Below are 13,348 nucleotides of genomic sequence, written 5' to 3' on the forward strand. Positions count from 1 at the left end.
GGAGTTATTCAGGACTTCTGGGCAGGTCAGTTACGCGTTACTCACCCGTGCGCCACTGGTATCCGAAGATACCCGTTCGACTTGCATGTCTTAAGCACGCCGCCAGCGTTCACCCTGAGCCAGGATCAAACTCTCCATAAAATGGTTCAGCAACCTCTTCCGAGGATTGTTGATGTGTTTGATGCCTCGCTTGCGCTTGGCTTCGAGCCTCTCGGCTCTTCACGAGTCTGGAGACCCCCGGGGGGAAGTCCGCTCGTACCACCCTGTCAGGTGGCCCTGTCATCGTCACTTGCACCAGCTTGTCATGCGTCCCGGCGGGACCCTCACGGGCTTTTCCGCCTCGCCCTTTTCATCGGGCGAAGAGAAATATACGGCCCCTTCCCGAATCTGTCAACACCCCCCCGCGCTGGTGAGACTGCCGAGGAGACATCGGGGAAAAGAGCGGCCTAACGCCATTTTTCGGGCAGGCCGTACAGGTGCCAACGCGCCTCGACCTGGCGCCGCATCCCAGGGGTCATCTCGATCTTGGGGGGCCACTCGCGGACGAAGCCCTCTTCGGGCAACTTGCGGCTGCCGTCCCAGGCAAGCAGCTCCCCCGAACCTGTAGAAAGAGCCCACACGTCGCGCTCGGGGTCGATGTTGTTCAGAATCGTCCACCAGATGTCCTGGACATTGCCGACGTCGGTCTGCTCGTCGGCGATCAGGAGGTGGCGGATGCCCGATGCGGCCGGGTGGGCAGCAAAGGCTCCGGCAAGGGCCTGGGCTTGGCCCGGTCGGGTCTTGTCCAGGGCGACGTACCAGTAGCCATCGGGGGTCTGGCGCTGGGCGAGCACGCCCTCGAAGGTGGGGAGGTCAGTGGCCGCACGGGGGGTAAAGGTGACCTCCTCCCGCTCCCTCCCCTGCTCCTCCCGGCTGCTGGCCGCGCTGCCGATCTCCTCGGGGAGTTTGCCCGTCGCGTCGATGATGAGCTTGCCGCCATAGCCCCAGCCCCGGCTGGAGTGGTCAAGCACGTCAATGGGGCCGCGGGTCGTGAGGGTGTCCCGCCCCGGCACCGCCCTCGCCGCCACCTCGCGCCACACAGCCCCAAAGTCGTTCACCCGCACCCCCTCGTCCACCACGATGATAACTTTGGCGAACATCATCTGACCCAGGCCGAAGAGACCGTTGGCGACCTTGTACGCCTGACCGGGGTAACTCTTCTTAATGCTCACCACGACGAGGTTATGAGCCACCCCGGCAGGGGGCATGTGGTAATCGACGATCTCCGGGAGGATGGTCTGCGCGGCGGGCAGGAAGAGGCGCTCGGAGGCCTCGATCAGGTAGGCGTCCTCCATCAGGGGACGGCCCACGATGGTCGCGGGGTAGACGGGGTGGGGGCGCATCGTGACCACCGTGACGTGGAAGCGCGGGTAGAGGTCGGGCAGGGTATAGAAGCCGGTGTGGTCGCCGAAGGGTCCCTCCACCTCCCAATCCTCCGCCGGGTCCACGTAGCCTTCGAGGACGAACTCGGCATTGGCGGGCACATCGAGATCCACCGTGACGCCCTTCGTCACCGGGTAGCGCTCGCCGCGCAGGTAGCCAGCGACCGCGAACTCGTCCAGGCCGGGGATGGGCGGGAGAGGCGCTGTCGCGGCGTAGATCAGGGCCGGGTCCCCGCCCAGCGCGACGGCGACGGGGAGGCGCTGACCGAGCTTTCGCGCCTTCTCCAGATGCTTCGTCCCCGTCTTGTGCCGCTGCCAGTGCATTCCGGTCACGTTCTTCCCCATGACCTGCATCCGGTACATGCCCATGTTTCGCTCACCCGTCTCGGGGTCGCGGGTGATCACGAGGGGCAGGGTCACGAACGGGCCACCGTCCAGCGGCCAGCACTTCAGGATGGGGAGGCGGGAGAGGTCCACCTCGTCCCCACGCCACACCACCTCCTGCACAGGGGCGGAGCGGACCCGGCGGGGCGGGAGGTGCATCGCGTCCCTCAGCTTGCCGAAGTTGCTCAGCAGGCCCCCCAGCCCGCCACTGCCCTTCAGGTCAATCAGGTGGCGCACCTTCTTCGCCAGATCGTCGAGGTCAGTCACACCCAGGGCGAGGGCCGTCCGCTCGCGGGTACCCATCAGCCCGATGGCGAGCGGGAAATCGCTGCCCTTCACATTCTCGAAGAGCACCGCCGGGCCGCCCTTTTTCACCAGGCGGTCAGCGATCTCGGTAATCTCCAGCTCGCGGTCCACGGGGACGGAGACGCGCACGAGTTCGCCGCGTTCCTCCAGCAGCCGGATGAAGCTCTGGAGGTCAGGCGTGCGCCGGGCCGGGCGGGGGAGGGAAGCCATGCGGCGAGTCTAGGGGCCGGAGGGCGGGGCAACCGTACCCGGAGCGGCGGGTCACTTCCCGGCCTGTTACCCTGCCCCCATGACCTCCACGCCAATAGAACGGATGCGCGGCGCGCTGGGCAGCACTTCCCTGGACGGCTGGCTGCTCTACGACTTCCAGGGCCTCAACCCGCATGCCCGTACGGTGCTGGGGCTCCCCGCGGGCGCCCACCTCACCCGCCGCTTTTTCGTGTGGGTGCCGCGCGAGGGTCAGGCCACGCTGCTGCACAATCATATCGAGGGCGGAACGTGGCGAACGCTGTCGGCGGGGTGGGACGTAACCCGCCGCGCCTTCGGGTCGCACGCCGAGCTGGACGCAGCGCTGCGAGAGGTGGTCGCCGGGAAGACGGTGGCAATGGAATACAGCCCCCACGGGGCGGTGCCCTACGTGAGCCGGGTGGATGCCGGGACGCTGGAACGGGTGCGCGCGGCGGGCGCCGAGGTGGTGAGCAGCGCCGACCTCCTCCAGTCGTTCCTGGTGTGGTCGCCCGACGACCTGGCCGCCCACCGCCGGGCCGCCGCCGTCCTGATGCGCGCGAAGGACGACGCCTTCCGCCTAATGCACGAGCGGCTGCAGGCGAGCGAGAGCGTCACCGAACTGGAAGTCCAAGACGTGATCGAACGGGCCATCCGGGAGGCGGGTATGGCGAGCGGCCACCCGGTCAACGTGAGTTTCGGGGCCAACGCCGCCGACCCCCACTACGAGCCGGGGGGCGAGAAGAACGCCGCCTTGAAGCCGGGCGAGTGCGTCCTGATCGACCTGTGGGCACAGGAGCCGGGCTGCCCCTTCGCGGACGTGACCTGGGTGGGACACGCGGGCGAGCCCGGCGCCGAGTACCTGGATGCCTGGGAGGCGGTGCGCGGGGCGCGGGACGTGGCGCTGGCCCTGCTGCGCGAGCGGCAGGCGGCGGAAGGCTGGGGCCGGTTGCAAGGGTGGGAACTCGACCGGGCTGCGCGAGACGCGATGGGGCCGGAGTGGGAACCCTTTTTCCTGCACCGCACCGGGCACGACCTGGGGGTGCAGATTCACGGCTCGGGCGCCAACCTCGACGATTACGAGACGCACGACACCCGGACCCTCACGCCCGGGCTGGCGGTGACGGTGGAACCCGGCACCTATCCCCGGCAGCAGGGCTTTGGCATCCGCAGCGAGGTCAATGTCTTCCTGGCACCGGCAGGACCGGAGGTCACCACCGACCTCCAGCGCCACCCCTTCGTGCTGGGAACCGGCGAGTGGGAGGCGGTGCGGGCGGCCGGGTACGGGGAGTAGGCAGGCGGGAGCCCCACCCACCTCTCCTTCCTCAAGCCTGCCTCAACCCCGTCGCCCGGTAGTCTGGGGGCATGGCGAACCTCAGCTCCTCGACGATCATGCTTACGGGGGCGGGCGGCGCGCTGGCGACCGCCGTCGCTCAGGAATTGGAGGACGCGGGCGCGCAGCTCGTGCTCGTGGGGCGCGGCGAGGCCCTGGAGCGCGCTGCCGACCGCTTTCCCGCGACCGAGGTGCTCGACCTCGACCTGCGGGACCCGGCCAGCGTGGAAGCCCTGCGCCGGGTGAAGGTGGACGCCCTCGTGCACGCGGTTGGGGCCTTCACGATGCAGGACGTGCAGAAGGCGACGGAGGAGGACCTGCGCGCGATGTTCGACACGAACATGCTGACCCTCTTCCATGCCGTGCAGGGCGTACTGCCGCACATGCTGCGGCAGAAAGACGGGCTGGTCATGGGCGTGAGCGCCGGGCAGGCCGCCCGGATGAGTGGCCCCAAGGCCGCGCTCTACACCGCCAGCAAGGCCGCCGTCGCCGCCTACGTCCTGAGCCTGCACGACGAACTCAAGAGCCGGGGCGTGCGCGGCTGCGTACTGTACCCGATGGGCGCCATCGACACGCCGAAAAACCGCGAGGCAGGCATGGACTGGGATGACCTGATCGACCCGCGCGGCCTTGCCAAGAGTGTCGCACACGCCCTGACTCGTCCTGACCGGGCGCACGTGACGGAGCTGAAGATTTACCCGGACGCCTGACCTTTCTTGGCCCGCGCCCTCCCGGATTGTCAATCCCAGGAGGGCGCTCCTTCATGCTGGTTTAATCGTTGCCCCCAACCTGATCCTCCACTGATCCGATCCAGAGGACGCCGCATAGAGGCGGGGTGAAGCGACGCTGAGGAGGCCACGGCGCCCCCGCGTGACAGGACCGTACGTGCGGCCCTGAAGCTTTCACCTGTCCGCTCCGCCCCTTCCTTCTCGTTTTCGGAGGTTCCACGCATGAGCAACGACACGCAGGGCATGAGCACCCGCCGCAAGTTCCTGGGCATGGCTGGCATGATGGGAGCAGGCGCCGTCCTGTCCGGCTGCACGAACGTGATCGCCGCACCGTCCAGCCAGGACAACGGCCTCGACGCCGCCATCTTCAACTTCGCGCTGAACCTGGAATACCTAGAGGCCGCCTTCTACCTGGCCGCGGTCGGGCGCCTAGGCGAACTGACGGCTGCGGGCGGCGACGCGAGCAAAGTCATCCTTCCGGCGGGCTTTAGCGGCATGGACAACGTGGGCGTGCCCAACATGTCGCGCGATGTGCGGGACCTGGCCCAGGAGATCGCCGACGACGAGTTGGCGCACGTCAAGGTGATCCGTGCCGTATTGAAGAGTGCCGCTGTGCCCCAGCCCACCCTGGACCTCAGCAACTCGTTCGTCGCGGCGGGCAAAGCCGCCTCGGATAACGCAATCACCAACTTCAACCCCTTCGCCAACGAGCTGTTCTTCCTGCATGGCGCGTTCGTCTTCGAGGACGTGGGCGTCACGGCCTACAAGGGCGCTGCGCGTTTCATTGATGACCAGAACCCGGGCGGCAACCTGGAGAACGCGGCGGGCATCCTAGCGGTCGAGGCGTACCACGCCGGGGCGATTCGCCACGAGCTGTACCGTCGACGGAACGATCCGGCAGCGGCAGGCCTGAATGTCGGCGAGGTTGTGCAGAAGATCAGCAACCTGCGCGACTCGGTGGACGGCAACACCGACGACGATCAGGGCATTGTGTCCACTTTGCAGACAGGCGCTCCCTACATCCGGGCCAGCGCCTCGAATATCATCGCGGCCGATGTGAACGCCATCGCGTTCAGCCGCACCCCCCGCCAGGTGGGCAATATCGTGTTCCTCGCGGCTGGGGCGACCAAGGGCGGTTTCTTCCCGAACGGCCTGAGCGACGACGGTAATCTGGGCAAGCTGCTCGCCCTCTAATTTCTCCTCACCGCAAACACGCGCCGGATATTGGCTCCGGCGCGTGTTCTGTGCCGTCCTATCCCCCCGCCACCCGCAGCAACTCCTCCAGCCCCCCCGCGAAGCCGTCCTCCAGCCGGGGCCATTCGGGGGGGAAGGGCTGGGTGCGGGTCACGTCGTTCGGCACCACGACCACCCGGCAGCCCGCGGCGACGGCGGCAGTGGCCCCGTTGAGGCTGTCCTCGACGGCCAGGCATTCCTCCGCGCGCAGTTCCAGGCGCTCGGCGGCCAGGGCGTAGAGTTCGGGGTCCGGTTTGACCCGCCGCACGTCATCCCGGGTGGCGAGGACCTCGAACAAGTCGAGGAGACGGTGCTGCTCCATCCAGCGCGTGACCCAGGTGCGGTCGCTGCTCGTGGCGAGGGCGAGGCGCAGCCCAGCACGGCGCACCCCCTCCAGCACCGCGCGGACGCCGGGCCGCAGGTCCTGCTCGGCAATGTCGGCCATGATGCGCTCGTGCAGCCCGGCATGCACCTGCTCACGGTCGGCCCGGACGTGATCCGGCAACCCCGCCCAGGGGTCGAAGGCGTCCCAGGTCCCCACGCCCCGCTGCCAGTCACTGAGCGCGAGTTCGCGCCCGTGGGTGCGGTACAGCTCCTGCCAGTGCCAGAACTCGCGGGTCTCGGTGTCGAGGATGGTGCCGTCGAAATCGAAGATCAGGGCGCGCAGGGGGACGGGAGGAGTCATGGGGGCAGTGTAGGGTGCCCCCGGCCTCATCCTCACTTTAGGTGGACGTTTGCCCGCAGCCCAGCCATTACTCTGGACCGAATGGTCGACTGGGTACAGAACTTGATGGACAGCCTGGGCTACCTGGGCATCCTGCTGCTGATGATCGTGGAAAACCTCTTTCCCCCGATTCCCAGCGAGCTGATCATGCCCTCGGCGGGCTTTGCGGCGGCGCGGGGGGACATGAACATCCTCATCGTGATCGCCGTGGGCACACTGGGGAGTGTTGTGGGCACGCTGCCCCTGTACTACATCGGGCGGGCGTTCGGCGAGGAGCGGCTGGTGAAGTGGGCCGACCGGCACGGCAAATGGCTCACCCTCAGCGGCAAGGACATCCGCAAGGCTGACGACTGGTTCGACCGCCACGGCACCAAGGCGGTGCTGTTCGGCCGCATGGTGCCCGGCATCCGCAGCCTGCTCAGCCTCCCGGCGGGCATGAGCGAGATGCCCATGCCCAAGTTCCTGCTGTACAGCGCCATCGGCTCGGGTTTGTGGGCGAGCGCCCTGGCCGGGGCGGGCTACCTGCTGGGCGAGAACTACGATCAGGTCGAGCAGTACGTCGGCCCCGCCTCCAAAATCATCCTGGGGGTGGTCGTCGTCGCGGCGGTGCTGTGGTTCCTGAAGCGCAAGCGGGAGCAGGGGGCGAAGGCGTAAACGGGCAGGACAGCGGGGAGGCCAGGTGGTCTCCCTTTTTCAACAGATGAGCTTCACCCGGAGCGTGTGGGGTTCGGCGCCCCTATTCGTTCTCGACCGAGCGCACGCTCTCGTGGGCGCCGCGCGAGCTGTAAAAGGCCTTGCGGACGCCCTGCACGACCGGAGAGAGCCGGGTGCGGGCCTCGTCCTCGGGCAGGCTGGCCGAAACGCCGCAGGCCACGACACGCGAGTACGGCACGTACAGCCAGGGCAAGGTGCTGCCCTCCCCGAACCGCGCGTTCTGGAGCATGACGCCATCCACATCGGAGGTCTGGGCCAGCAGGGAGACTTCGTCCGCCGCCACCTGAGTGGGGGTGCCCGTCACCTGCAAGCCGCCCTCAAGGATCAACACGACTTCGTCCATACTGCGCCCACTGTAGGGGAGGATGCGTGGTCCCGGGACAGGCCAGAGGAGGACCACAGCCTTAACCCTTGCCCCATCACGCCCTAAAACGCCCCTTCCTCGAACACCCGCCGAATCTCCGCCACGCTCCGCCCCAGGCTGAGCAGCACGAGGAGCAGCACCCGCGCCTTGTGCGCGTTGAGGAAGCTGGCGGGAATCGCCCCGACCGCCACCAACGTCGCGCCCCCACCCGGGTAGCCGTAGACGGGGAGGACTGGCCCTGCGTGGGTGCGGGTGGCGATCACGACGGGCCTGCCCTTCCCGGCGCTGCGGGCGACCAGGGGCAGCAGCTCGGCGGGGAGGTTACCCGTGCCCAGCGCAGCAATCACCAGCCCGTCCGACCGGGCGTCCGCCTCGGCGTAGCCCTCGCCCTGCCAGCCTGCGTAGGCGTAGAGGATTTCGACATGGGCTCCCACGTGGGAGGGCCGGTACACGGGCCGTGTCTCGGGCATGGCGAAGTACCGGACCTGTGCCCCCTCCCCCGTGCGGTCGATCCGGCCGATGGGACCCGGGTAGCCGCCGAAGGCGTCCACCGCCGTCGTGTGGACCTTCGTCACGGTGCGCGCGTCGAAGATGTCGCCGCCGAAGACGACGAGCGGCCCGCGCCCCCGCGACTGAAGGTCCAGGGCCACGTACGCCGCGTCGAGCAGGTTGCCCGGCCCGTCCCACGACACCTCCTCGGCGTGCCGCATGCTGCCCGTCAGGACGACGGGCGTGCGGGTGGCGAGGGTGAGGTGGAGGAAGAAGGCCGTCTCCTCCAGCGTGTCGGTCCCGTGGGTAACGACCACCCCGTCGTGTTCGGGGGCCAGGCGCTCGATCAGGTGCGCGAGCGCCAGCATGTGCGCCGGGGTGACATGCGGGCTGGGCAGGCGGAAGGGCTGGTGGTCGCTGACCTTCACCCCCGGCAGGCCTGGAACGCTGGGCGGCGACTGCGGGGTCACGCCCTGCCCGTGCGGGTCGGGGCGGCTGGCGATGGTGCCACCCGTGTGGATGACCGCGAGGCGCTTCACAGGGCGGGGTTCAAGCGTGCGCCGCCTCGATCAGGGCCTGCGCGCCCTGCCCCAGCATGTCGCCCGCCAGCTCGGCCCCCAGATCGGCGCACTCGGCGGGGTCACCGGAGGTCGTGCCGCGGATGACCTGGCTGCCGTCAAGGGCTCCCACCCAGCCCTCCAGGGTGAGGATGCCACCCTTCACGCTCGCGTGGGCCCCCACCGGGGCCATGCAGCCCGCCCCCAGCCCCGCCAGGAACTCGCGCTCGGCGGTGATGCGGTCGTCGGTGCCGTGGTCGTGGATCGCGTAGGTGACCTCAATGTTCAGGTCGTCGTCGGCGCGGGTCTCCAGGGCCAGCGCTCCCTGGCCGGGTGCGGGGAGTAGGATGTCCGGCTCGATAAACTCGTCAATGCGGTGGCGCATCTCGGTGCGGATCAGGCCCGCCGCCGCCAGGATGATCGCGTCGTAATCGGGCGTGCCGATGGCCGCTAGGCGCGTGTCGATGTTGCCCCGCAGGTCAATAATCTCCAGGTCCGGGCGGTAGGCGCGCAGGAACGCCTTGCGCCGCACGCTGCTCGTGCCCACCCGGGCGCCGGGGGGCAGGTCGGCCAGACGCTTCATGCCCTCCTTGCCGATCAGCACGTCGCGGGCATCCACCCGCTTGGGGATGGACGAGATTTCCAGGCCCGCGGGCTGCTCGGTGGGCAGGTCCTTGAGGGAATGCACCGCGATGTCGATCCGCTTCTCCAGCAAGGCGTCCTCGATCTCCTTGACCCAGAACCCCTTGTCGCCCTTCTGGGCCATCGACTCCAGACTCGCGCGGTTGCGGTCGCCCTTCGTGCTGATGGTCTGGATGCGGAAGTCCGTGTCCGGCCACTCCTCCTTCAGGCGGGCCACCACCCACCGGGTCTGCGCGAGCGCGAGTGTGCTGCCGCGCGTTCCAACCGTCACCGTACGCATAACCGGGGCAGTATACAGGCAGTTTCCGAATCACGGGCAGGCCGGGTTACAGAGAGCAGGGCAAACCCGAAGTCGCAAGGTTGGCACAGCCACCCCTCTGCGGTACAGCTCTGCGAGTCCGGCCCTGCGGGCCACCTTCCCTGGGGAGGAGGCAACAGCATCGAGTTTATGGAGGGCAACTGGCGTTCCTGGCTCCCCTCCCAGCGAAGCGGACTGAGGGGTTGACCAAGGCCAGCCCTGCCACAACCCAACTTTGGGGGGAGATATAGCGCCTCCCCGGGAAAGGCTTCCCCCGTCGCTCAGCGGTCGTCGTCGAGGTCGTCGGGCACGTCGCCCGCGAGGACGAGTGTGTGCTGGGGCCGCATGAAGCGCAGGTAGTCCAGCCACGGGGGCGTGTGCCCGAGTTGCCGTATCAGAAGCGCAATCTGCGCGGTGTGCCGGACCTCATGCGTCATGACGTGCCACATAAGCTGATCGAGCGTGACGGTATCGCTGGCGGGATCGTCCTGGATGAGCTTCACCGGGCGCGAGAGGTCGGGGCCACTTTCCAGGAAGGTGCGCGTCTTGTCCCCCACCTCCTGGCCGTATTCCAGAATCCAGGACAGCTCGTACTGCTCAGCATGGGGCTGCACCCAGTCATGGGGGTAGCGGGAGGCCACCCCGTCCTGCCGCGCGATGCCGTGGACCCAGTGGTCCTCCACGTCCACGACATGCAGCAGCAGGTCCTTGATGTTGTGGAAGCGGTCCCCGTCAATCAGGGACCGGTCCAGATCGGCGGCAGGAAGCGCCCGCAAGAAGTTCCAGAGCTGCTCACGCGCACCCGAAAGGTAAGTGTAGTACTCGCGGACGTTCATGATTGCCTCACAGCATACCCCTTGGCCCCCCCGGACGCCCGGAGATTTCGTACACCTTCATCCTGTTCTCACCCGAACCCGGTCCCCCCAACAGCGGGGCGAGGACACACTCCACGTCCTCCACCGTGTTCACCTGGACCAGGGCCTCACGCAGTTCCGGGTGGTCAGGCAGGTACTGCGGCAGCACCTTGCGGAGGGGCCGCACGCTGAGCAGCCCGAAGCGGTCGGCGCCGTAAAAGGCCACGTGGAGCCGAGCATGCCGCAGGGCGGCGCACGCTCGCTCCTCCGCGCCCGGCGCCGCATCCTCCCCCGTCGCCAGTGTGCGGAACACCCAGGGGTTCCCGACCGCGCCGCGTCCGATCATCACCGCGGCCACCCCCGAGCCCAGCCGAGCGCGGGCCCCCCCCGCGCTCCGCACGTCCCCGCTGCCCACCACCGGCACGTCCACGCTCGCCGCCACCCGGGCGATGGCGTCCCAGTCGGCCTCACCCGTGTACCGCTGGGCGCTGGTGCGGCCGTGGACGGTGATCAGGCTGGCTCCCGCCGCCGCCAGACCCTGCGCGACCTCGACGCTGCGGTTGGAATCCCAGCCCAGGCGGATCTTGGCGCTCACGTCGAGCCCGGTGGCCCCCCGCATCGCCCGCACGAGGTCGTAGGCCACCTCGGGCGTCTGGAGGAGGCAGGCCCCGCCCCGGCCCCTCACCTTGGGAACCGGGCAGCCCATGTTCAGGTCGACGGCGGCGGGGGTGAACCACGTCTCTGCGCGCCGCACGGCCTCCGCCAGGATGTCGGGCTCGGCGCCGAAGAGCTGCACCACCCGGTTCGTCTCTCCGGGGTAAGGCCGACCCAGCGTGAGCTTTTCGGAGTCGCCGCCCAGCACCAGGCCGCGGGCGCTGATCATCTCGCTGACGGTCCACAGCGCCCCCTCCTCGGCAGCGAGCTGGCGCATGGGGGCGTCGCTGTAGCCCGCCATGGGGGCCAGGATGGCGCCGGGCCGGGCGAGGCGGCGCGCGTAGAAGCCGGGACCGCTGGTCACCCCGGCAGGGTAGCGCAGGTGTACACCCCGCGCGTGAACTTCCTCTCAAATGGGGGTAAGGGGCTTATTTATCCCCGGGGGGGTGCGGAAGACGTATGCTGTACCCAGTCCGGCTCACCTCCAGTTTTCCAACCCGCCCGCCGGACGGGAGGCCCTGACTTGAACGTCACGCCGCTGGCGCTTCATCATGCGCCGCTGCTCCACACGCTGTACGCCGCTGCCCCCGGGTACTTCGCCCTGCTCGGCACCCGTGTGCCCACCCCGCGCGAGGTCGAGCGCGACGTCGAAATCGCGCTCCTCGACCCCCGCCGCCGCCTGGAGTTGCTGCATGACGGCGGCGAACTTGTGGGCAGCCTGGACTGTAAGCTCGGCTACCCCGGGCCCGGCGACCTCACCATCAACCTGCTGCTGATCCGCGAGGACCGCCAGTCGCGGGGTCTGGGCGAGCAGGCCGTACGCGACCTGGAGGCCCGCTTGCCCCCCGGCACCACCCGCATCCTGGCGAGCGTACTGGGTGACAACCCACGCGGCGCCCGCTTCTGGGAACGCCGGGGGTACACCTTCGCCCTCGACGCCCGCCCCGCGATGACGTGGTACGCCAAGCCGGTCGGCACCTCCGCCGCGCAGGTGGGCCTTCCGGCGCTCAGCCTCGCCAGCGACTGAGGGGGCTGTCCGGGGAAGCCCGGCTTTTGGCCCCCCGGACGCTCCGCCCTTTAGACTTCCCCCGTGATCGTGAAATACGGCGGGAACGCCATGAAGAGCGCGGAGTTGCGGCGGGCGGTTGCCGGGGAGATCGCGGTCTTGCGGGCCGAAGTCCCGGTTGTGGTCGTTCACGGAGGCGGGCCGGTCATCGAGCGCGAACTGGTGGCGCGGGGCATCGAGAGCGAGTTCCGGGGCGGCCTGCGCGTGACCCCGCCGGAGGCGATGGACGTCGTCGAGATGGCCCTCGCCGCGCTGAACAAGCGGCTCAGCCAGGACGTGGGGCACGCGGTGGGTCTGATGGGCCGCGACAGCGAGCTGCTGGTGGCCGAAGTCCTCGACCCCGCGCTGGGCCGCGTGGGCCGGGTGACGGGCGTGAACGTGGGGCTCCTTCGCACCTTGCTGGGGGCGGGCCTCACACCCGTCGTGGGCTGTGTGGCGCTGGCCCCGGACGGCGAGGCGCTCAACGTGAACGCCGATACGGCGGCGGGGGCCGTCGCCGGGGCGCTGGGCGAGCCCATCGTGTTCCTGACGGATGTGGACGGCGTGTACCGTGCCTACCCCGACCCGGACAGCCTGGCCGCCCACCTCACCCGCGCGGAGGTCGAGGCGGGGATTCGGGACGGCTGGATCGCGGGGGGAATGATCCCGAAGGTCCGCGCGGCACTGGAGGCTCTGGACGCCGGAGCCCTCTTCGCCGTGATCGCCAGCGGGATGAAGGCGGGGGTGCTGGCCGCCGCCGCGCGGGGGGAGGCGGGCACGCGGGTCACGCCCTGAGCCCTACCGGGTCACGCTGAACAGAAGCGTGTCGCGGAGCTGCGCAGGATCGTCCGCCGCCACATCGTCGTTGCTCAGCACCGCGTCCAGGGTGTAGCCCAGGGCATGGGGAATCCGGGCGCTGCGCTCGTTGCGGCGGTCGCAGCGAATCTCGATGCGGTGAAAGCCCAGCGTCCCCTGGCCCAGTTCCGTCAAGGCCCGCGCCACCTCGGTCGCGTACCCCTGCCCGGTGTGAGGCGTGGCGACCCAGTACCCGATCTCCCCCTTCGGCACCCGCCAGTCCAGGGCGTGGTAACCGCTGCTGCCGATCAGTTCCGTACCGTCTGGGTTCCAGACGTGGTAGCGCAGGGTCTCCCGCCGCTCAAACCTATGCGCGGCCTCCGTCAGGTTCCGCACCGTGCCGGGCAGGTCGAGTGGGTCCTGCGCCCACACCATCCAGCGCCGCAACTCGGGGAGCGAGGCGTGGACGGCGGCGTGCAGGGCGGAAGCGTCCTCGGGGCGTGGCGCGCGGAGGAGCAGGCGGGGCGTGCGGAGTTCAGAGGGCACGTTGGGCGGGACGGGCATGGTGGGGAGGCTACCCCG

Annotated in this window: 14 protein-coding genes and 1 rRNA gene; 6 read left to right on the forward strand and 9 right to left on the reverse strand. The window is 69.1% G+C overall.

Annotation, left to right across the window (positions count from 1 at the left end; translation table 11 throughout):
• Positions 1 to 141: ribosomal RNA gene (locus F784_RS0112645) — 16S ribosomal RNA — on the reverse strand; the annotation flags it as partial.
• Between the two features lie 305 nt (positions 142 to 446).
• The gene (locus tag F784_RS0112650; protein ID WP_019587095.1) at positions 447 to 2,321 is read right to left on the reverse strand and encodes a menaquinone biosynthesis decarboxylase; all 1,875 of its coding nucleotides are present in this window, start codon (positions 2,319 to 2,321) and stop codon (positions 447 to 449) included.
• A gap of 79 nt (positions 2,322 to 2,400) precedes the next feature.
• Here F784_RS0112650 and F784_RS0112655 point away from each other — a divergent pair, with 79 nt between their 5' ends.
• The 3 genes from F784_RS0112655 (at position 2,401) to F784_RS0112665 (ending at position 5,591) form a co-directional block, all read left to right on the forward strand.
• Entirely contained in the window at positions 2,401 to 3,630 is a 1,230-nt protein-coding gene (locus tag F784_RS0112655) for a M24 family metallopeptidase (protein ID WP_026332451.1), read from the forward strand.
• 71 nt (positions 3,631 to 3,701) lie between these two features.
• Positions 3,702 to 4,379, forward strand: a complete 678-nt coding sequence (locus F784_RS0112660; RefSeq protein ID WP_019587097.1) for an SDR family oxidoreductase — start codon at positions 3,702 to 3,704, stop codon at positions 4,377 to 4,379.
• Positions 4,380 to 4,619: 240 nt separating this feature from the next.
• Positions 4,620 to 5,591 (forward strand): ferritin-like domain-containing protein, encoded by a 972-nt coding sequence (locus F784_RS0112665; RefSeq protein ID WP_019587098.1) that lies wholly within the window; start codon positions 4,620 to 4,622, stop codon positions 5,589 to 5,591.
• Between the two features lie 58 nt (positions 5,592 to 5,649).
• Here F784_RS0112665 and F784_RS0112670 read toward each other — a convergent pair whose 3' ends face one another.
• Positions 5,650 to 6,315 (reverse strand): HAD family hydrolase, encoded by a 666-nt coding sequence (locus F784_RS0112670; protein WP_019587099.1) that lies wholly within the window; start codon positions 6,313 to 6,315, stop codon positions 5,650 to 5,652.
• An 81-nt stretch (positions 6,316 to 6,396) separates the two neighbouring features.
• Between F784_RS0112670 and F784_RS0112675 the strand changes: the two genes are divergently transcribed.
• The gene (locus F784_RS0112675; RefSeq protein ID WP_019587100.1) at positions 6,397 to 7,008 is read left to right on the forward strand and encodes a DedA family protein; all 612 of its coding nucleotides are present in this window, start codon (positions 6,397 to 6,399) and stop codon (positions 7,006 to 7,008) included.
• Positions 7,009 to 7,090: 82 nt separating this feature from the next.
• On the opposite strand, the gene F784_RS0112680 is transcribed toward F784_RS0112675, so the two are convergent.
• The 5 genes from F784_RS0112680 to F784_RS0112700 form a co-directional block, all read right to left on the reverse strand.
• A complete protein-coding gene (locus F784_RS0112680) occupies positions 7,091 to 7,411 on the reverse strand; it encodes a hypothetical protein (protein WP_019587101.1) in 321 nt (106 codons plus the stop codon).
• An 83-nt stretch (positions 7,412 to 7,494) separates the two neighbouring features.
• On the reverse strand, positions 7,495 to 8,460 hold the full coding sequence (locus F784_RS0112685) for an asparaginase (protein WP_019587102.1): 966 nt from the start codon (positions 8,458 to 8,460) through the stop codon (positions 7,495 to 7,497).
• A 10-nt stretch (positions 8,461 to 8,470) separates the two neighbouring features.
• The gene (gene hemC, locus F784_RS0112690) at positions 8,471 to 9,400 is read right to left on the reverse strand and encodes a hydroxymethylbilane synthase (protein WP_019587103.1); all 930 of its coding nucleotides are present in this window, start codon (positions 9,398 to 9,400) and stop codon (positions 8,471 to 8,473) included.
• Positions 9,401 to 9,699: 299 nt separating this feature from the next.
• Positions 9,700 to 10,254, reverse strand: coding sequence for a DinB family protein (locus tag F784_RS0112695; protein ID WP_019587104.1), 555 nt, complete (start codon positions 10,252 to 10,254; stop codon positions 9,700 to 9,702).
• A 7-nt stretch (positions 10,255 to 10,261) separates the two neighbouring features.
• Complete coding sequence (locus F784_RS0112700) at positions 10,262 to 11,290, reverse strand: tRNA dihydrouridine synthase (protein WP_019587105.1); 1,029 nt, start codon at positions 11,288 to 11,290, stop codon at positions 10,262 to 10,264.
• A 159-nt stretch (positions 11,291 to 11,449) separates the two neighbouring features.
• Between F784_RS0112700 and F784_RS23100 the strand changes: the two genes are divergently transcribed.
• Both F784_RS23100 and argB read left to right on the forward strand, forming a co-directional pair.
• Complete coding sequence (locus F784_RS23100) at positions 11,450 to 11,953, forward strand: GNAT family N-acetyltransferase (protein WP_019587106.1); 504 nt, start codon at positions 11,450 to 11,452, stop codon at positions 11,951 to 11,953.
• 63 nt (positions 11,954 to 12,016) lie between these two features.
• Complete coding sequence (gene argB / locus F784_RS0112710; protein ID WP_019587107.1) at positions 12,017 to 12,766, forward strand: acetylglutamate kinase; 750 nt, start codon at positions 12,017 to 12,019, stop codon at positions 12,764 to 12,766.
• Between the two features lie 3 nt (positions 12,767 to 12,769).
• Here the strand turns inward: argB and F784_RS0112715 are convergent, their stop codons facing one another.
• Positions 12,770 to 13,330, reverse strand: a complete 561-nt coding sequence (locus F784_RS0112715) for a GNAT family N-acetyltransferase (protein WP_019587108.1) — start codon at positions 13,328 to 13,330, stop codon at positions 12,770 to 12,772.
• Positions 13,331 to 13,348: the final 18 nt, after the last annotated feature.

The sequence above is a fragment of the Deinococcus apachensis DSM 19763 genome (assembly GCF_000381345.1).
In the GTDB taxonomy this organism is placed as follows: Bacteria; Deinococcota; Deinococci; order Deinococcales; family Deinococcaceae; genus Deinococcus; species Deinococcus apachensis.